Below are 18,631 nucleotides of genomic sequence, written 5' to 3' on the forward strand. Positions count from 1 at the left end.
CTGCCGAAGAGAAGTTGCTATTGTTCGGTGCATGCCATCAAGAATCCGGACCGGTGATCGAGTAACCCCTTTACGCGCCGGCGCGCTGCTGGCCGCCGCACTTTTCGCGCTGTGCGCGTGCAGCTCTAGCGAAGGGGCCAGTTCCCTGAGCTTGGGGTGGCTTCAGGAAACGGAAAATAGCGTACGCTAAGGCTGCCTGGTGGGGCGCAAGCGTCTGAATTTGCCGGTGCCTGGTCTGGCGTTGTTGCGCCAGGTGTAGTCGCCGGTGAGGTTGATGTGTTCCCAGCCCAGGGGTGAGAGGTATTGCAGGAGCGCGTCGTCGAATTCCGGATCGTAGCTGCCGACCGCGTTTGTGGCTCGTTCGAGGTAGACAGTGTTCCAGAGTACGATGTCGGCGGTGAGAAGATTGAGTCCGGAGGCGCGGTAACGTTGTTGCTCGAATCCGCGATCCCGAATTTCATCGAGCCGGTTGAAGAACACGGCCCTGGCGAGGGCGTTGCACGCTTCTTCCTTGTTCAGCCCGGCAGTGACCCGCCGGCGTAGTTCGACGCTCTGGAACCAGTCCAGGATAAACAGGGTGCGTTCGATCCGTCCCAGTTCGCGCAGAGCCACGGCCAGGCCGTTTTGGCGTGGTTAGCTGCCAAGCTTGCGCAGCATCGGTGAAGCGGTCACAGTGCCTTGTTTGATGGAGGTGGACAACCGCAGGATCTCGTTCCAATGGGCCCGGATCGCCTGGGTATTGAGTGGGCCACCGATTAGTGACTTGAGTGCATCGTAGGCGGTGTCCGATTTGGGGATGTATAGCTTGGTCTCGCCGAGGTCGCGGATGCCTGGGGCGAAGCGGAATCCGAGCAGGTGCATCAGACCGAACACATGGTCGGTGAACCCGTTCGTATCCGTGTAGTGCTCCTCGATGCGCAGATCCGAATCGTGATGGAGAAGGCCGTCAAGGACATAGGTCGAGTCGCGGACGCCGACGTTGACGACCTTGGCGCTGAAGGGCAAGTACTGGTCCGAGATGTGGGTGTAGAACATCCGCCCCGGCTCTATACCGTATTTGGGAGTCACATGGCCGGTGCTTTGGGCCCTCCCGCCGGCCTTGAAACGCTGGCCGTCCGAGGACGAGGTGGTGCCATCGCCCCAGTACCCCGCGAGGGGTTGGCGGGATTGGGCATTGACCAGTTTGGCCAGTGCGGTGGAGTAGGTTTCGTCCCGGATGTGCCATGCCTGAAGCCAGGACAATTTGACATAGGTGGTTCCGGGGCAGGATTCGGCCATCTTGATCAGCACAAGGTTGATCCCGCCGGCCAGGATTGTTGTCAGCAAGAGCTTCTTATCCTTCGCCGTGTCGCCGGTCTTCAGGTGGGTGAAGTCGCGGGTGAACCCGATCCATTCATCCACCTCCATGAGCATGTCGGTGATCTTCACGCGCGGCAGCTGTCAGCTCGATTAGTGTCTGCGCCGCGTCGGGGACAGCAGCATCGAGCGGGGTGATCTTCAACCCGGAGGCGCTGATGACGGCATCGGGCAGACCGCCGCTCCCGGCCAGGTCGTCAAACCATTGCCAGTTGCTGCTCCAGCAGTGAAAGCCTGTCGTGCAGGTACTGATCGCAATCGGTATCCAACGCCAACGGCAAGGCCCCGGATGCCTTCAGTTCGGTGAACTTCTCTGCCGGAACGAAGTACTCCTCGAATTCCTTGAATTGGCGTGATCCCTGCACCCAGACATCGCCGGAACGCAGAGCGTTCTTCAGCTCCGACAGTGCACATAGCTCGTAGTATCGCCGGTCAATTCCGTCATCGGTGACAACCAGTTTTGCCCAGCGAGGTTTGATGAATCCGGTCGGCGCATCCACCGGCACCTTGCGGGCATTGTCCTAGTTCATGGCCCGCGATACCTCGATGGCCTTGAACACGTTCTTGGCGGCAGGGGCTGCCCTGAGTTTGAGCACGGCCAGGAGTTCGGGGGGTGTAGCGGCGCACCGTTGCATAGCTTTCGCCGATGTGGTGCAGGAAATCAAAATTCCCGGGGTGGGCAAGCATCAGCGCCTCGTCAACACTGGCCGTGAAAGCCTCCCAAGAAATGACTTTCTCGATCGCGGCGTACGGGTCGGTGCCGTTTTCCTTGGCGTCCAGCAGCACTTTGCCAATGCGCCCGTAGAGGCGGACCTTGTCGTTGATCGCCTTGCCGGAGGCCTGGAATTGTTGCTGGTGTCGGTTTCTGGCTGTATTGAAGATCTTGCCGATGATGCGGTCGTGCAGGTCGATGTTTTCATCGATGACGGTGGCCGTGCTCTCCGTGGCCACAGCCCCCAACGTCGCATAACGGCGTTGTGGTTCGAACTTGGCCAGCTCGGACGGCGTCATCTGCCCTCCCTCGCGGGCGATCTTGAGCAGGCGGTTCTGGTGAACCTGACGTTCGATGCCGGCGGACAGGTCCAGCGCCTGCCAGGCTTTCAAGCGCCCAATATGTTCGAGCATGTGCCGCGAGTTCGGCTTGACAGGTGATTGGCGCAACCAGGCAAGCCGGGTGAATTTCCCTCTTCCCGGCGTTTGAGCAGATCGTCCAAACTTCGCCGGTGGTCATTGGACAGAGAATCCGTTAAGGTGGCGTAGATGCGGCGGTTGGCCTGTGTGATGGCTTCGTCACAGATGCGTTCGATGACGTCCAGGGCTGGGGAATCACGACGTACTGTCGGCGTAGGGCTCCGAGCACGCTGCCGGCCAGCACGCTGCCCTTGTCGGACTGCACGGCCAGCTCCGTGGCCGAAGGCAGAGCCTTGCGGAAGACAGTCAGGCCAAAAGGCTTCACGTCGAGGTAGGTTCGCAGTTCGAGCAGATGCTCGCGGCGTGTTTCCTCCCGTGCGGCATAGTCTGGCCAACAGATTGGGCTGATGCCGAGTTGCGCGCCAATCCAGTGCAACAACGCTGTGGGAACATCTGTCTTGGCCGATAGACCTTGTCCGGGGAAACGCAGTAATACAACTATACAGCAACAACTAAACGGTTCGCTTCACCGCATCTCTGGCGGATCATTGCCAGATCGGATTCGCTGAATGCGTACCGGCGAATCTACTCATCTTCATCATCGGGCAATGCGAGCAGACTTTCGCGCTCAATAGCAGACAGGATTGAACGCCGCGGCAATGGTGTTCCTCTCGATAACGAAGGAAAAAAGAGAATCGGGGATACTGCGAACCGGATATCAGCTTTCGAAGACGACCAGATACAGATCAGTGGGTGACTGCACCGGCTTTCCTGCGTTCCGCGCGTTTAACGGCCCGGTAGATGCTGGATCGGCTGATGGAGAAGAGTTCGGCCATTTCGGCCATGGTGTGTTCCCCGGCGTCGTGCAGTTCGATGAGGTGGGCTTCCTGCTTCACGCTGAGCTTCGGCTGTTTTCCCCGGAGCCGGCCGTTGGCCTTGGCAACCTTCATTCCTTCGCGGGTTCGCATGCTGATGAGGTCGGCTTCGAATTCGGCGATCATCGCCAGGACGTTAAACAGCAGTTTGCCCATGGGGTCGGTGGGGTCGTGGACGGAACCACCGATGTTGAGTCTGATTTTGCGTCTGGCGAGGTCGTCGGCAATTTCGTGGGCATCCCGGACGGAACGGGCCAGACGGTCGAGCTTGGTCACGGAGAACGTGTCCCTGGCCCTGCATGCGGCGAGGGCTTCACTGAGTCCGGCGCGATTCTTGTTCCTGCCGGTAAAGCCATGATCAACATAGATGCGTTTCGGCTCAACGCCAAGGGCAGCCAGGGCATCACGTTGGGCGGTGAGGTCTTGCTCTTCCGTGGAGACGCGTGCGTAACCGACCAAAATCTTAGACATGTAGATGCGTGTTTCACATAGGGACCAGGACCGGTCAGTTCACCGGACACCCTATACGGAACAGTAGACGGCCCACGGTAGAAACGAGGCATGTCAGAGGCCGGCGTGTTTGGTGGAGGACCGGCTTACGGGACGCCGGCTTGGGTTCACTGGATGTGGCCTCGCTGTGGTAGAGAATTGACGAATGAGAATTGTCAACAGCGAGCGACTAATCATGCGGCCGTGGGAACTAGACGACGCGGACTTTCTATTCGACCTTGAATCCCGCTGCGATACAGTTCGTTTCCTTGGGCCTCATGCAAAGATGATGACTGCTCGCTCCGAAGCTGTGGAATCCATCATTCGCCGACGTGCCATTGATGACCCGATTCACGGGATATGGGCAGTTACCGCCCGCGAAACTGGTCACTTACTCGGGAACGTCCTGCTCAAACCTATCCCGCTCTCAGCAAGTGCAAAGGGTGAACGTCCGGTGGAGATCGGCTGGCATCTACACCCTGATGCCCAAGGCGCGGGCTACGCCACTGAAGCTGCCAGTGCTGTCATGACGGACGCGGCAACAAGCGGGCTTCAGACCGTTATTGCCGTCACTGTTCCACTCAATGTAGCCTCCCGGAGGGTTTGTGAGCGCCTTGGGATGAGGTCGCTCGGAGTCACCGAAGCATATTACGATGAATGCAATCTTCTATTCGAGAAAGATCTGTCCCGCTAAACGTTCCGCTTACGGGCAAACTTTGTCCAACTTCCGTCGTCAAACTGTGAGCCAGCGGTTACCTCCGTCGGCGAGATCTTAGAGTACGATTTATTCCGTTTTCTGAAGCGACCCCTTGGTAACAGCAATACACTTCGTAGGGCAGCAGTAGAACAGCGACGAATATTGACTCTGATTGGCATAAAGCCCTCGGTGTATTTAACAGCCACGCCTTGGCCCGCACTTTTGTTCTCCTCGGCCGTCCGGCAACAGCGCTAGTTATTTATTGCAGGGAAAAGACTTCGAGTCCAGTGGGTATTCCGCTGACCCCTAGATAGCTTGGTTGCAATATCTTCTGGATTAACTGCAAAGAATTTGGCCCACTAATGCTTGTGCTGGTCTTCTCGAACGAGTAGTGTTGCCATAAATCAGGAAGTCGAGTGAGCATATTTCATAAAGCTAATAGATAGCCTGTGTAATTCTTTGCCAATGAAAACTTGTAAACTTGGTTAGCGAGAATAAATAGGACTATGGCAATGGACCCATATTTTTATGATCGGACCGGAATGGACTAGAGCCAAAGTGCTCAGAGAATTAACGGAGAATTTTATCGCACCAGTTGATAGATTGAGTTGACCGCGAAGGTTTCGACGATACTCGCCATTTCAAAGGAATCCAGAAACAAGACAAACAAAGCTAAGACATTTGAGTTGTACCTCGGATATGACGCAAACTGCTCAAAGTGTTCAATGATCGCAACGCGCATAGAAGATGAGGTGGGTGGCGAGCTTTCGTTGATCCCCCTCTCATCTCCAAGAATGCGTCAGTGGCGTAAAGACCTTTTGGGTGAAGATGCCAAATGGGCACCTACACTAGTACGCGTTTCTGAAGATCGAGAAAATGCTTACGTTGGTTGGCAAATCGGACCTCCTCTCGCGGCGGCGCTTGGCGGAAAAAGGTCTCTGAAGGTTCTGAGCACACTGGGTAGCGATCAACTCGCAGAGTCCTCACCGAACGGCGGTCCTTTAAAAACTTCCCTCAATCGTAGGGCATTCTTGTGGGGATCTGCAGTTGTCGCTGGAATGACTGTACTGATGGGTCGCACCAACCCAGCGACTGCTGCTTCTGGGGATCTAAATCAGGATATGACCGTTGAACGCGTTCGAGTACTGCACGGAAGTGATATGTACGACGAGCTGAGGGCTCACCTGTCAGCTCCCGATGCTTCGAATGTAATATCAAGCGATTCATTGGGAGAACGCGCCAAGAAAGCAGCGACGCTGATGGAAGTTCCTTCAGATGCATTCCGAGAGGTTTCAGAGTCTACGGGAGAACATGCGCCCGACGGCAACGTCTCTGAAGTTCAAGCTACCAAAGTGACCTATTCGAATGGTGTCATTGAGTCTGCAGTCGCAATCTACAATCATGAAAATAAAACGATGCTTGTTTCGAGGAGGATGGAGAAACCGATCGATGGAGTATTCTCCATTGTCCGCCGTCTAGACGTTGCTCCCGACAAACTCAATATGATTACACAGAGCATCAACGGTTCCGTGCCACGCGAGATCAGCGTAAAGGATATCTCGTCGCTAGCGAGTGACCCCTGCGGAGGGTGTGCTGGCGCGCCCGGAGACAATAGTCGCAAGCGACTACAGAGCGTTTGCAATTGGGAATTGACGCTTAGCTGCGCCAGAGATGCGGGTTTATGTCTTGGTTGCATTCCCTTTGTCATTGGTAGTGTCACGGCGGTATTGCTCTGTGTTGCAGGGCAGTGCGGCTGGTCAGCACTGGAGTCATGTTGCGGGTCCGCGTCCAATGCTTGCGTAGGATGCGGCGGACAGACTTAAACCCGATTCTAAATTTTGTCTACGAAGACAGAATCCAAATAAGAAAAGGTGCAAAAATGCCTTACCGCAAAAGACGCTCTGCGTTCTTGTACATTATATCTGCGTTCGCTATCGGGGTGAGCCTCCACGCATTTTTCACCGAGGGGTTTGGAGTGACCTCCGTTATCCCAATCCTCCTGGCAATTGTTTTCTCTTGGGAGGCTACGAAGCATCTCCGGAATGGAGTACAAAAGACAGATGAAGAGAAATTCTAATGTCTTCCATCGGTAACTCAAATGCCTCGCATGCGGTTTTTTCAACCGGCGCACTCATTGCCACAGGGCAAGATTCAGTGACAGATCTCTGTGTTGAAGCCGTTCGGCGGCATCTCGTGACACAGGCGATAATTGTGACAGATACTGGTGTATCGACATTGGCAAGTGTGTCCGCCAGTATCGCAATGGTTGGTCGAGAAATCGAGGTGGTACGTACAATCATCCTTCCAGAAACCACAAGGGCAACCCTAAGCTGGGCACGAGAGATTCGTGATGCGCTACGTACCGTAAATGGTTCCATTTGTGTGGCAATAGGCGGAGGTGCCGTGCTGGACGCGGCAAAGACAGCTGTCGCTGCTCTAGACCAACCATGGCTTCTGGACAACGCAGTATGGAGATCCAGTTCGGGTCTCCTGCCTACTGTCCGAAATCGCGAACGTGGTATCGGTTCACCAATGTTGTTGGCCGTATCTACAAGACCAGGAACGGCAGCTCAACTAGCACCGCGAATAACCCTTGCAATTTCCGCCGGAGAGTCTCAACACATGGCGACTGGCGAAGGTCTCATTCCAGACTATGTCGCCGTCAACTCGGAGTTGTGGGCTGGTATCGGGATACGCGCCGTGCTAGAGGCATTGTGCGAAATCCTTTTCCGCGCACTCGGCCCCTATCTCGTCACTCAACGGTGCTCTGAAGACCAGAGAGTGCTACTTACGAGCCTAATTGACGATATAGTTCTGGCTGGTTGGTCCACAATACAATCCAGGGGTAACCTGACACCTGCCGACCGTTTTCGCATCGATGAGCTCAGCATGGCCAGCCTCGATCCACGACGGACCTCCGGTTGGACGCCCAGTACCCACCCATGGTGGTGCATCCAAAACTCGCTAGCTTCGTCATTGTCACTGCCGAAACGAACTCTCACTTTAGGTGGGTTTCGAGCTGTCCTCGCAATAAGGACTCGAACAGTAGATCCACTTCGTAGCCGGTTCCGAAGCGCCTTAGTCCACCCTCTGAAACCTGACGTAGACGTCGAAGAAGTTGCCCTAGATTTCCTCAACGCCACATACGCTGAAATCGGATTTGCCCAACAATCCCTATCCTCGGACACCATTGACAAGGTAATCGATGAAACTTTCCGAATGTGGGGGCCAGTGATGGTCGCTGGAGGCTGGGGCGATACCAGTGCAGTAAAAAAGTTTCTAGAGGAAGACCTTTGCCGTATACTTCCTCAACCCGGCAGGCTAGCATAGCAGTAAAATAAGAACGCTAGCTCCCGGACGTTTTGTCATGATGTCACAGAGAGTGAATTCGGCAAATTTGAGCTGGTCAAGTTTCCGAGACACGAACTATGATTTTTTCTTATGACACTCAGGCCGCAACAGCCACGGAATTTTGTTCCCGGTACCAACCAAACAGCATCTGAGGGCTCAACCCAGAAATAGCGGTATTCGGACGCTTCCGGTTGCACCAAACCTCGATGTTCTCCATCACCGCAGTCCGCGCCGCAACCCGGCTCGTAAACGCCCGATGATGGTACATCTCGTTCTTGATCGTCGAAAAGGTCGACTCGGCGACGGAGTTATCGCAGCACAGCCCGTGCGGCCCATGGACTGCCGAACTCCGTGCTCAGCACACCAAGCTTGGAAAGCGTCAGAGGTGTATTGCGCGCCGCGACCCGAATGGAATACGCTCCCAGCGCTGATGAAACCACGCGATACGGCAAGCTCCATCGCGTCAATGACCAACTGGGTTTGCATGTTCGCACCCATTGACCACCCAACGATCTGACGTGAATACAAGTCGATCACCGTCGCCAGATGCAGCCACCCTTCACCTGTTCGCAAGTAGGTAATATCCTATGCCGACCTCGAAACTATGCCGACGATGCTAGCGATGCCCCTGGTAGGTGCGGGATTTGGTATCAGGGATGTCGGCATAGTTGAACTTGAGTCATGCTTCAAGCACGGAGTGTTTGGTCGATGGGCACAGCGGGGATGCGCAGGGAGTGCAGGCAGGCGAAGGCTAGGGGCAGTTGCTGGTCGGTCCGGGCGGATGCTTTGCGCTGGATGGCGATGATGGTCCACCGGCATTGCTGGTGTTCCCGGAAGCAGCCCAGGTGCTCACCGATGGCTGGCCGGGCCTGGCGATCGCCGACTAACAGTATCTGGTGGGCAACGACGTGCTGTTCAGCGGCGGGTACCGCAAGCTGGATGCGGCCGAGCGTGAGGCGGTATCCGCATGTCAGCCGCAGGGCGAAGCATTTTTCGTGCAGGTGCCTGCGGAGAAATGACCCTATTCGAAGTTTTGTTCTAATGCCGTTCTTTGGTTTCAGGGCGAAGGATGCAGATTGTGTTCTGCTACGCTCAACGCACCAAGACCGGGGGACTGTGACCATGCGACCAGAGCTATTATTGCCCGCAAGGATGGCCAGCCAGCTGCTGCTGGAGCCGGCAGAATCGATTCTAAGCGCCGCTGGGCATATGCTGGCTGTCCAGTCCCAGGATTTCACTGCCGGTCGCTACGCGCTGGCTCAGCGCGCGGGGATCGGCGTGACCAGGGCGCAGGTGGACGAACTGTTCAGCTCCGGCAAGCTGGTACGTTCCTGGACCATGCGCGGCACCCTGCACATCTGCTTGCCGCAAGACCTCAAGTGGCTGATGGAAAGCACCAAGGAACGCACGCTGCGCGCGAACGCGCCACGGCTGCGCGAATTGGAGATTGATGCCAACGCCATTGAGCAGGCCGCCGGGCTCGTTGCCAGCTATCTGGCAGATCACGGTCGCGCCAGCCGCGACGCCCTGTTCGCCGAATTGAATTCGCACGGTATGCCCACCGCCGGGCAGCGCGGGATCCACTTGCTGATGGTGCTGGTGCAACACGGGCTGATCTGCCTAGGCCCGATTCCGGCCGATGCAAAGCTGGCCGCCCAGGATTTTGTGCTGCTAGAGCGCTGGGTTACCGAGCATCAAGAGCCGGAGAATCCGCTGCATGAGCTATTGCTGCGCTACCTGGGCTCCCACGGTCCGGCGACCCTGCGCGACGCCGCTTGGTATACGGGCCAAACGCTCACCACCATGAAACGCACGGCAAGCGAGCTCGGCACGAGCCTTGTGCAGGTAGGCGTCGACGAGCATGGAGATGCTTATTGGGTAGTGACCGGCTCCCGTGCCGAGCAAAGCCTGGAAGCACCAGGCCTCCTCGGCCTTCCACTGCGGCTGCTGGGTGGATTCGATGAGTACTACCTGTCCTATGCCAACAGGAGACCGATTGCTGACGAAGCGATGCAGCGGCAGATCGCTCCCGGAAAGAACGGAATGTTCTTGCCGTTCTGGCTCGAACAAGGGCGAGCAAAAGAGGTCTGGAACGCCAAAGCAGCGCCGTCCGATCCCATCGGTGCGGCGCTGCATCAGCGGTATCTAGAGTTCAGGACCATCCGGCAACCGGCGAAGGATTAGTGTCCGAAAGGGTCTTCGTCGGTCCCAGGTAGCCAGGTAGCGCCCGGAACGCCCCAGCCCAGCGCCTTCTTCGCCTTCAGCCAGCGCTTATCCCAGCGTGGCACGAGCTTGTCCACGTACAGGAATCCGTCAAGATGATCGAATTCGTGCTGCATGATGCGGGCGAACCAGCCATCGGCTTCGAAGGAGATCGGCTTGCCGAATTCATCCACGCCTTCAACCTTGGCGTAATCGGCGCGCTTGAGCGGGAAGTTCAATCCCGGTACGGAAAGGCAGCCTTCGGCTTCTTCGTCCGGATCCGGGTTCGCCTGGGACACCTTTGAGAGGGTCAGTACGGGGTTGATCAGTACGCCGCGTTCCGGCGCGCTGTTCTGATCGGCATAGATGTAGGTGAAGATGCGCAGGCCAACGCCGATCTGTGGCGCTGCCAGGCCAACCCCGTGCGCCGCGTCCATGGTGGCATGCATGTCGGCAACGAGTTGACGAAGCTCGTCATTAAACTCGGTGACTTCAGCGGCGCGCTGATGCAGTACGGGTTCTCCATAAACGGTGATCTGCCGAATGGGCACGTGATCGGTTCCTTTCGAAAGTGCTTAGGGTGCTTGTCCAATAGTTTCACGGCTGATTGGCGTTGTGCCACTGCGTAGGTTCAGCAAAACTTCTCACCCGTGGCCTTGGCGGGGAGCCCGCCGGGCGCTGCTGCCCTCGTGCCGGAGGGCGGTTCCGCGGGATTTCCGCTGATTTACTAGTCAATATCCGTAGTTGCGGCACCACGGTGGTACCTGGGCATGCCTCCGCAAGGTGAAATCCAGGTAGCGCACCGGGCGCAGGTGATATGCGCCTCAGTGCGATAGAGGAGGTGCTAAGCGGCTGTGGATACAGGTGTGACCGTGAAGCGCCGGAAGCTGAGCAGGTGTTTCGAACATGGGTTCGAATGTATATTCGAATGCTTTTGGTTCGAGCAAAGCGGTGTGAATGAACGCAGTTAAGCGGGAAAGGCTAGCGCCCCCATGGCGCTAGCCTCCCGCAGAGCTTGTTAGGCGCTCTTGCTGATGCGAGTGTCTAAAAGCTTTGTCCCCAATGAATCGAATTTTGAATCCCCCAAGATTCCTCATGCATAATTCGATCCCCACGCGCCCTAGTCTAGGGCGGCAAACCCATGTTGAGCAGTGCAAACCGGACACTAGGTAGTCTTTGGCCCGGATACAGGTATCGTTTTGAAGTCCTCATCGAGGATTTCATCAAAGACCGCCCCCGAATCACTGACCGGAAGCAGCTGGCGACGATCGGTGATGCCTAATTTAGCGTAGGACCGCTGTAGGTGGCCTTCCACCGTACGCGGGGAGAGGAATAGCTCCTCGGCGATTTCTTGATTGCTGCTACCACGCGCGGCCATCACGCAGACTGCGTATTCGCGTTCGGTTAACAGGGAGCGGACGATACGCCCGCGCCCCAGCGAGGGAGTGTTGACTGCTGCCAGCGGGGCAGCCAGTTCCACGCAGAGCCCGAGCAACCGCGTCGCGAGCGCTCGCCGACCAAGATTCCGCGCCCGCGAAGAGGTGCGATGAGCAAATTCCGCCGCATAGAGCGGGCGGCCGGCTGAGGCATGCACTTCGCAAAGCCGCTCAATGCCCTCCTCGTTCAGCGAGTCCAGAACCCCCGCGTATCCGGCGATTGCCCGTGCCAGGGGTCCCTGGACCTGTTCAGCGGCAGCTTGGAGCTGTGCCTCGTCCTCGGAAAGCTCCAGTCGCCATGCGTCATGAAGCAAGCGCATCCTCAGCAGCTTGCGGCCGAACTTGTCCGCATGGGCCAAGCACCGCTGCAGATGCTCCAGCGCGGCCTGCCGGCCTTCGAGCTCAAGGATCACCGGCAGTAGGTAGCGTTGGGCCAGCGGGCGCATGATCTGCCCAGCCACGTCGGGGGCCGAACGAGCCATATCGTAGTGGAGACGAGCCCTGGGGATATCTCCAATCATTACCGCGGCCGCCGCCGCGAATGAGGAGGTAAACCCGGCAACCAGATAGGGATCGGACACCGAAATGAGGGCGAGCGCCTGCTCAAAAGACCCAAGGGCCTCAACGGCCAGTCCCTGTTCCAAGAACTCAATGCCGATGCCGGTCAAATAATTTGACGGGTTCAAGGCCAGAGTCGTGAAATCAATGTCGCCCAATATTGAAGCCAGCGCCTCACCGCCGCCGCCCAAGGCCGACATCAAGGCCGGTAGGGCAAAAACTATCTCCGACTGCACCGCAGGGGTGGCGCTTTTCCAGAAGCCGTCCGCGACCACGTCCAAAACTTCTTCGAGCGCGTCAACCGGTCTGCCGGCATAGCAATCTTCGATAATCGCATGAGCTAGGCAAGCGGTGCGCAGTTCGGGCGAGATCCTCTCATCACGCGCATATTCACGAAGCTTGGAGGAGTCCACAATTTGCTGCGCCCGGGCGCGGAGGATCAATCCGAAAGCGCGGCTCTCGACCGGATCCTGCGGTCCCGATTCAATGATTTCCAGAGCTAGGTCAGGACGCGCCAGACCGGAAAAAGCAATCCTGGCTGCCACGCCTCGTACCTCGGCACTGCCGGTCCGGAGCAGGGGCTTGAGTACCGCTAGGGCGGCCTCTGACTTCGCTAGTTCATACAGGGCATCTGCCCGAAGCACCAAGAGCTTCTCCAGCATCCGCTTGTCCGTGAAGGATTCGTGCCTCACGGAATCCGTCAATGCGACCACCTGCGCGAAACGGCGCGCATCGGCCGACCCCACAACGTCTTCGAACAACTCGGACGCCGGAACCTCGATCCCCAGCTGCACGCGGTGAGTGGTGAATCGTGCGCGCGCTTGCGAAGTCAACACCTCGCGGGGAAAAGCGCTGTCGGCGCGCTGCAGATAACCGCGAAGCTTCGTTGGGGACAAGGTGCTCAAGACGCTTTGCGCGGATAGCCCCGCACTCAGCTCAACCGCTAGGTCGCGCTCGCCGGTAGCCTCATCCAGGGAAAGCACAATGAGTTTGGCCAGCCGGGAGTCCAAGAGGTTCGATAGCAAGTCGCCGAATAAACGCTGTGCCAGCGGATAAGGCAGCCTTCCGGTGACCGACAGCAGTTCTACGGCCTCGCGGATTTCTTCTGGCTGGTCTTTGAGTCGCGACGAAATGAGGTCGGTAATTCGCGAACCTTGGGGATTCCATTGCCGGTCGAGGGTCCAGTAGCAGCCCTTCAGCGTCAGCGCTCGCGCAGTTCGCGCATCAAGGGTGAGCTCGCGCAGATGCAGCGCGTTGCCGCCGGAAAACTCTAGCAGCATCTCAACGGTGGCGGAATTGACCTGGCCGCCGAGCACATGCTTGAGAATGGCTTCGGTGTCTTCGAAGGTCAGTGCGGAGAGCCCGATGCGCTTTGAATGAGAATCGGAGCGGAGGCCCCGCAGCGGCTGTGGCAGTTCATGGACGGCAGTGGTTGCCATGACCAATTGGATGCTTCGGGTCACCGACAGATGGGCCAGTACCGCTGCGCTTTGTTCATCGGCGAATTCGGCTTGATCCAGAAGAATGCACAGTTTTTCATTCGTGGTGTATTGAACCAGCGAAGAGATCATTTCACCCGGTGTAGAACCGGCGTTCTTCAACGGCAGCTGCGCGCAGAGAGTTGTTAGCAGTGCGAAAGGAACAAGCTCAAGAGCCTTCGCCGCGGTGAGCCAATACAACTTCTCCTCGGTACCCAAGAGGATTTGACGGGCAAGCGTCGTACGCCCGGTTCCCTGCTGGCCAACCACAAATATCGCGGCTCCTTGCGCTGTTGCCGAGCGGGCTTCCCGAAAACTACTTTGGAGCGAGGGAAGCACCGTCGGTAGTGCGCTGCGGAGACCAGCCATAGGCACCAGTGTGTACTTCGCTCCGTGGCCGGTCAAGTAGCGAAGTTCCTAATACAGGTAGAGATCGCGCTGTACAGCAGGCGCTTGACTGGAATACTCTACGCATGCGTTGCTCGCATCAATTTACTATTGCAGTGGACCAGGGCTAATTCCAGTGGATATTAAACTTTGCGTGTGGAATTATGGGGAAATTTGCAAGCGGTGCCGCGAGCGGCGTGCAGCAGTTTAAAAAGAAAAACAAAATCGGCCTGATCCGTAACTTTCGTTTTGGATCAGACCGATAATCAGGGGTGAGTAACGGGGCTTGAACCCGCGACCTTCTGGACCACAACCAGACGCTCTACCAACTGAGCTATACCCACCATGTTTACTTAGCTACTAGTCGGAACGTCAGAGACGCTCGAACTGATTTCAAGCAACGAGAAATACTATACACGCATCCGGTCCGAAAATTACAATCGGAGGATAGTTTGAGCGGGGGAGTCCAGCGATTACGAAAAATCGGCCTGATCCGTAACTTTCGTTTTGGATCAGACCGATAATCTGGGGTGAGTAACGGGGCTTGAACCCGCGACCTTCTGGACCACAACCAGACGCTCTACCAACTGAGCTATACCCACCATAATTGCTTCGTTACTAGTCAGTTCGCTTTTGCGTCCCGGCTTCGTATCTGGCAACGAGAAATACTATACACGCACCCGGGGGGTGAGTGCCAACTCGAAAGGGCCCTATTGTGCTGTGTTGTGCATCACCCGCTTTTTAGGGCCCTGACTAGTCGTTACTTTTCGGCTGCCGGGGAGAGTTGTGAAGCGATCTTGCGCGCTTGATCGGTGCTCGGCCCCGGTGCGGGGACCATGATCGCAGCCCGGTAATAGCGCAGTTCATCGATCGAGTCCTGAATGTCACCCAGTGCGCGATGGTTGCCGGTTTTGGCCGGAGCTGCGTAATGAGCCTTGGTGTACCAACGCCTGCTCAGTTCCTTCAAGGTGGATACATCGATGATTCGGTAATGCAGGTGCTCGATAATTTCTGGCATATCGCGTGCCAGGAAGTTCTTATCGGTCCCGACCGAGTTACCGCCCAATAAAGCCTTGTTGGGTTCTGGAACATGCTTGCGGATGTATTCCATGACCAGGCGTTGGGCTTGATCCATCTGCATTCCGCCATCGAGCTCTTCCAGGAGTCCGGAGACCTGATGCATATTGCGCACGAAGTCATCCATCTGGGCCAGCGCGGCATCCGCTGGCTTGATCACCACCTGGATGCCCTCATCGGCGATATTCAGTTCCGAATCGGTGATCAGCACAGCTACTTCGATCAACGCATCGTTGGCCAGGTCCAAGCCGGTCATCTCGCAGTCGATCCATACAATTTTTTCTGAGTTACTAGACACGTGACCAATCTACCCGTTGTGCGCGGTGTGGGGGAGCGCACGGGGCGAAAGCTTGGTGGATGCTGGTGTCACACCTGAACCCCGGTCTTGCTCAATGCTAAAATCATCTGAGATTTCCGGACGTTGAATTATGGGCTCTCCAATGATTTCCCGGACTTGGCGTCGATTTTTTAAACGAACTTTTTGTCCGATCCAGCACGAGGTGTCATGGTGTCCGCTAGCAAACCAGAAGTGCTGGAATCCCAGCCGTACCCTGGTGTCAATAAGACGTTGCTCAGCGGCATCGTCGGTTCGTCCATGATCCTCTTCGGGTCCTTCGGAACGGGCTGGCTTGCCAGCGTTTCACCGCTTAACCGTGATCCGTTCTTCATCATGGTCCGCACCGAAGCCACCGGTGTGACCATCAGCGTGATCTTGCTGGCACTCGGTTGCTGGCTGCTGTTTCGAGCCTGGTGGCGGTTGGGGCAGAAGCTCAAGGGCTGGGACGCGGGTTCGCTGAAGATCGTGCGCCGCGCGGTCTGGCTGTGGAGCATTCCGATGCTCATCGCGTTGCCGATTATGAGTCGCGACGTCTTCGCATATATTGGCCAAGGCAGACTCGTCGACGCGGGGCAGGACCCCTACGTCGACGGCATCTCCAGCTTGAACAATTGGTTCCAGCTGGGAGCCGATACGATGTGGGCACAGGACGGCACTCCCTACGGCCCGCTCTTTCTGACCATTGAATACATCGTGGTCAACATCGTGGGTGGATCCACCGATGCGGCAGTTCTCGCCTTCCGCGGGATTGCGCTCATCGGCGTATTGCTCTGCCTGCGCTACGTTCCCAAACTGGCCGAATTGCATTCCGTATCGGGTGCCAAGGCGGCCTGGATGACGGTGGCCAATCCGTTGTTCCTGGTGAACTTTGTGGCCAGCGCGCACAACGATGCGCTGATGACCGGACTGTCGGTCTGGGCCGTCTACCTCGCCTGCAAGCGCCACGGATTCTGGGCCATCGTGGTGCTCGCCGCCTCCATCGGCGTCAAGCCAATCACCCTGGTGCTGCTGCCATTTATCGGCTTGCTCTGGGCCGGGCCGAAGGCCAGCTGGCCCCGGCGTATTTTGTACTGGGCCTACTCCGGATCGATTTTCCTGGCGCTCATGACGCTCGTTGGTTGGATGAACGGCTATTGGTTCGGCTGGCTCGACGTGCTGTTGAACTACAAGGGCGTCGGTGTGTCCATCATCGCGCCACTGGGCATGCTCACCGTTGGACTTTCTGGCATCTTCAATTCCTTCGGCCTGGAATCGGGCTGGGTGCTTCCCGTGGTGAAGACCGGCGGCCAGCTGCTCGCCGTGGGCCTGGCCATCATGCTGATGTTCCGTGGCAAATACTCGCATCTGGTCCAGCGCATGGGCATCGCCTATGCGGGGATCGTCGTGCTATCCCCGGTGATCCAACCGTGGTACCTGCTGTGGTTGCTGCCGTTCTTCGCCGTCACGGGACTGCGTGACGACTGGCAGATGCTCTGGCTGCATCTGACCACGATCTTCTTCTTGGCTTATCAGGCCGCGGACCAGATTTTCGTCTGGCAGTTCCTGCAAGAGAGCCTGGTGCCCCGAGTTCAACTGATCTCTTGGAGCATTTCGATTATCTGCGCCTTGTACCTGGTCTTCCTTGATCCGAAGACTAAAACGATCTGCCCCGAATTGCTTAGCTCCACCAACTGGCTGAAGAAGAAAAAGAAAGCCTAGTGAGCGTGCAAGTGCGAAATTATGAGCGGCATGCCACGCCGCTGAGAACCCTGGGGTGGCAGGGATTCGCCGCCTCGGCGTTGATCACCGTGGCTTCGTGGGGGATCGGCTGGTTTCCCCGCAGCCAGCTCTCCCCGCTGGCACGCAGCGGCTTCTTTATCGAATTCCGCACCGAAGTATGGGGCGTGATTAGCTGCATTATCCTGATGGCGCTGGGGCTGGCGTGGCTGACTCGATCTTGGATCTTGGCTCGGCCGCTAGTCGAAACCGCAGATACGATCCACCCAAGGCAGTTGGGCAAGTTGATCGCCATGTGGTCCGCGCCGCTGATGTTCAGCTTTCCCATCCTCAGCCGTGATGTCTATTCATATTTGGCCCAAGGGCGGATGCTGCACGCGGACAAATCGCCCTACCATGAGGGTATTTCTGCACTTCCTGGCTGGTTCGATGGCGGATCCGATGGGCTCTGGGCTCAGTCGCCCTCGCCATATGGGCCCTTTTTCCTGGTCTTATCGCGCATCATCTACTTCGTCTCCAACGGCGTGCCGGAGATCGGTGTGGGTTTGCTGCGCGTCGTCGCGCTGCTCGGGGTCATTGGCTGTTTCCATTTCACCGCGAAACTCGCCCAAAAAATGGGGCAGAACCCGAACTGGTCCAACTGGGCCATCGTGGGCAACCCACTGTTTTTGCTGACCATGATCGGTGGCGCGCACAACGATGCGTTGATGATCGCCGGAGTGTTCAGCGCCTTCGCCCTGGCCTATGACCGCCGCGCCATCGCATCGACCTTTGCGCTGGCCATCGCGGTTTCCGTCAAACCAATCGTGCTGCTGGTCCTGCCCTTCATCGGGTTGATCCTGCTCGGTCAGAACCACCGGCTGCGTGCGCGCTGCGTCGTCTGGCTGAAGGTTTCCTGCTATTGCCTCGCCTGGCTTTCGGTGATCGGCGCGGTGACCAACCTCTGGTTCGGCTGGCTTCCGGCGATGTTCACCGCCGGCGACGCGGCATTCCCCTACGCCCCGGTGGGACTGATCGGCTGGTCCTTCGGCAATCTCGTAGGGCTCCTCGGTGGACCGGTAGCGCTGACTCAGTCGATCGTGGTGACACTCTTTCAGGCCTTCTCCCTGCTGATCGTCGCCCGGCTCGCCTTGGCGAAGGATATTTCTCGGCCCGTCCGCTTGGCCGCCTGGGCGCTGTCCGCGGTGGTTTTGCTCGCCCCGATCATCCAGCCCTGGTACATCTTGTGGATGATCGCCCTTTTCGCGATCTCGCACCGAGTCTCGTGGTCTTCGGAGAAGCTCATGATCTACCTGTCCAGCTTGATCCTGCTGGTGGTATTCGTCGACCAGCTATCCATCGAACAGTGGCATATCGTCTGGCTGATGCGGGTCCTGGCGGCGGTGATCGCGGTGGGACTGATCGCCGGGCTTTTCCGATTCGATCCGAAGACGCGCACCGTGCTCAGCGGAAACACCGGTCCTGCCACCATCCCGGAATCTCCCACCGGGCGTTAACGAAGCTCACACCTGGCATCCCAGCTTCTTGGTATCTTTCTCCGC

General features: G+C 57.4%; 12 protein-coding genes, 2 tRNA genes and 2 pseudogenes. 8 read left to right on the forward strand and 8 right to left on the reverse strand.

The annotated features are described in order from the left end of the window. Positions 1-186 precede the first annotated feature (186 nt). A pseudogene (locus CQ017_RS00365) lies at positions 187-3,147 on the reverse strand (Tn3 family transposase). Positions 3,148-3,233: 86 nt separating this feature from the next. Continuing rightward, complete coding sequence (locus tag CQ017_RS00370) at positions 3,234-3,833, reverse strand: recombinase family protein (RefSeq protein ID WP_105552057.1); 600 nt, start codon at positions 3,831-3,833, stop codon at positions 3,234-3,236. Between the two features lie 184 nt (positions 3,834-4,017). Between CQ017_RS00370 and CQ017_RS00375 the strand changes: the two genes are divergently transcribed. From CQ017_RS00375 to CQ017_RS18525, 3 genes are all read left to right on the forward strand, one after another. Beyond that, positions 4,018-4,545, forward strand: a complete 528-nt coding sequence (locus CQ017_RS00375; protein WP_105552058.1) for a GNAT family N-acetyltransferase — start codon at positions 4,018-4,020, stop codon at positions 4,543-4,545. 611 nt (positions 4,546-5,156) lie between these two features. Then, a complete protein-coding gene (locus tag CQ017_RS17780) occupies positions 5,157-6,371 on the forward strand; it encodes a hypothetical protein (RefSeq protein ID WP_146112392.1) in 1,215 nt (404 codons plus the stop codon). Between the two features lie 253 nt (positions 6,372-6,624). Next, positions 6,625-7,878: an iron-containing alcohol dehydrogenase gene (locus CQ017_RS18525; protein ID WP_105552060.1), complete on the forward strand. Its 1,254-nt coding sequence runs from the start codon at positions 6,625-6,627 to the stop codon at positions 7,876-7,878. A 118-nt stretch (positions 7,879-7,996) separates the two neighbouring features. On the opposite strand, the pseudogene CQ017_RS00390 reads toward CQ017_RS18525, so the two are convergent. Beyond that, positions 7,997-8,484 (reverse strand): annotated as a pseudogene (locus tag CQ017_RS00390) (IS3 family transposase); the annotation flags it as partial. Between the two features lie 176 nt (positions 8,485-8,660). Between CQ017_RS00390 and CQ017_RS18285 the strand changes: the two are divergent. The 3 genes from CQ017_RS18285 to CQ017_RS00395 all read left to right on the forward strand — a co-directional run bounded on the left by CQ017_RS18285 (position 8,661) and on the right by CQ017_RS00395 (position 10,083). Next, entirely contained in the window at positions 8,661-8,786 is a 126-nt protein-coding gene (locus tag CQ017_RS18285; protein WP_258133433.1) for a hypothetical protein, read from the forward strand. Between the two features lie 9 nt (positions 8,787-8,795). After that, positions 8,796-8,918: a hypothetical protein gene (locus CQ017_RS18290; protein ID WP_258133434.1), complete on the forward strand. Its 123-nt coding sequence runs from the start codon at positions 8,796-8,798 to the stop codon at positions 8,916-8,918. 103 nt (positions 8,919-9,021) lie between these two features. Then, a complete protein-coding gene (locus CQ017_RS00395; RefSeq protein WP_181150476.1) occupies positions 9,022-10,083 on the forward strand; it encodes a winged helix DNA-binding domain-containing protein in 1,062 nt (353 codons plus the stop codon). On the opposite strand, the gene def is transcribed toward CQ017_RS00395, so the two are convergent. The 5 genes from def to orn all read right to left on the reverse strand — a co-directional run bounded on the left by def (position 10,080) and on the right by orn (position 15,335). Further along, the gene (gene def / locus CQ017_RS00400; protein ID WP_105552062.1) at positions 10,080-10,652 is read right to left on the reverse strand and encodes a peptide deformylase; all 573 of its coding nucleotides are present in this window, start codon (positions 10,650-10,652) and stop codon (positions 10,080-10,082) included. The two genes, CQ017_RS00395 and def, sit on opposite strands and share 4 nt — an antisense overlap. Before the next feature lie 614 nt (positions 10,653-11,266). Continuing rightward, entirely contained in the window at positions 11,267-13,843 is a 2,577-nt protein-coding gene (locus CQ017_RS00405) for a helix-turn-helix transcriptional regulator (protein ID WP_181148254.1), read from the reverse strand. A gap of 388 nt (positions 13,844-14,231) precedes the next feature. Then, positions 14,232-14,304 (reverse strand) — tRNA-His (locus CQ017_RS00410). A gap of 182 nt (positions 14,305-14,486) precedes the next feature. Further along, a tRNA-His gene (locus CQ017_RS00415) sits at positions 14,487-14,562 on the reverse strand. A gap of 158 nt (positions 14,563-14,720) precedes the next feature. Continuing rightward, complete coding sequence (gene orn, locus CQ017_RS00420; RefSeq protein WP_105552064.1) at positions 14,721-15,335, reverse strand: oligoribonuclease; 615 nt, start codon at positions 15,333-15,335, stop codon at positions 14,721-14,723. A gap of 207 nt (positions 15,336-15,542) precedes the next feature. Here orn and mptB (CQ017_RS00425) point away from each other — a divergent pair, with 207 nt between their 5' ends. Both mptB (CQ017_RS00425) and mptB (CQ017_RS00430) read left to right on the forward strand, forming a co-directional pair. After that, positions 15,543-17,072, forward strand: coding sequence for a polyprenol phosphomannose-dependent alpha 1,6 mannosyltransferase MptB (gene mptB, locus CQ017_RS00425; protein WP_258133436.1), 1,530 nt, complete (start codon positions 15,543-15,545; stop codon positions 17,070-17,072). Then, on the forward strand, positions 17,072-18,586 hold the full coding sequence (gene mptB, locus CQ017_RS00430; protein WP_105552065.1) for a polyprenol phosphomannose-dependent alpha 1,6 mannosyltransferase MptB: 1,515 nt from the start codon (positions 17,072-17,074) through the stop codon (positions 18,584-18,586). The genes mptB (CQ017_RS00425) and mptB (CQ017_RS00430) overlap by 1 nt, the downstream gene beginning before the upstream one ends. Positions 18,587-18,631 lie beyond the last annotated feature (45 nt).

Origin of the sequence: Arthrobacter sp. MYb224 (genome assembly GCF_002975455.1) — a bacterium.
GTDB lineage: Bacteria > Actinomycetota > Actinomycetes > Actinomycetales > Micrococcaceae > Glutamicibacter.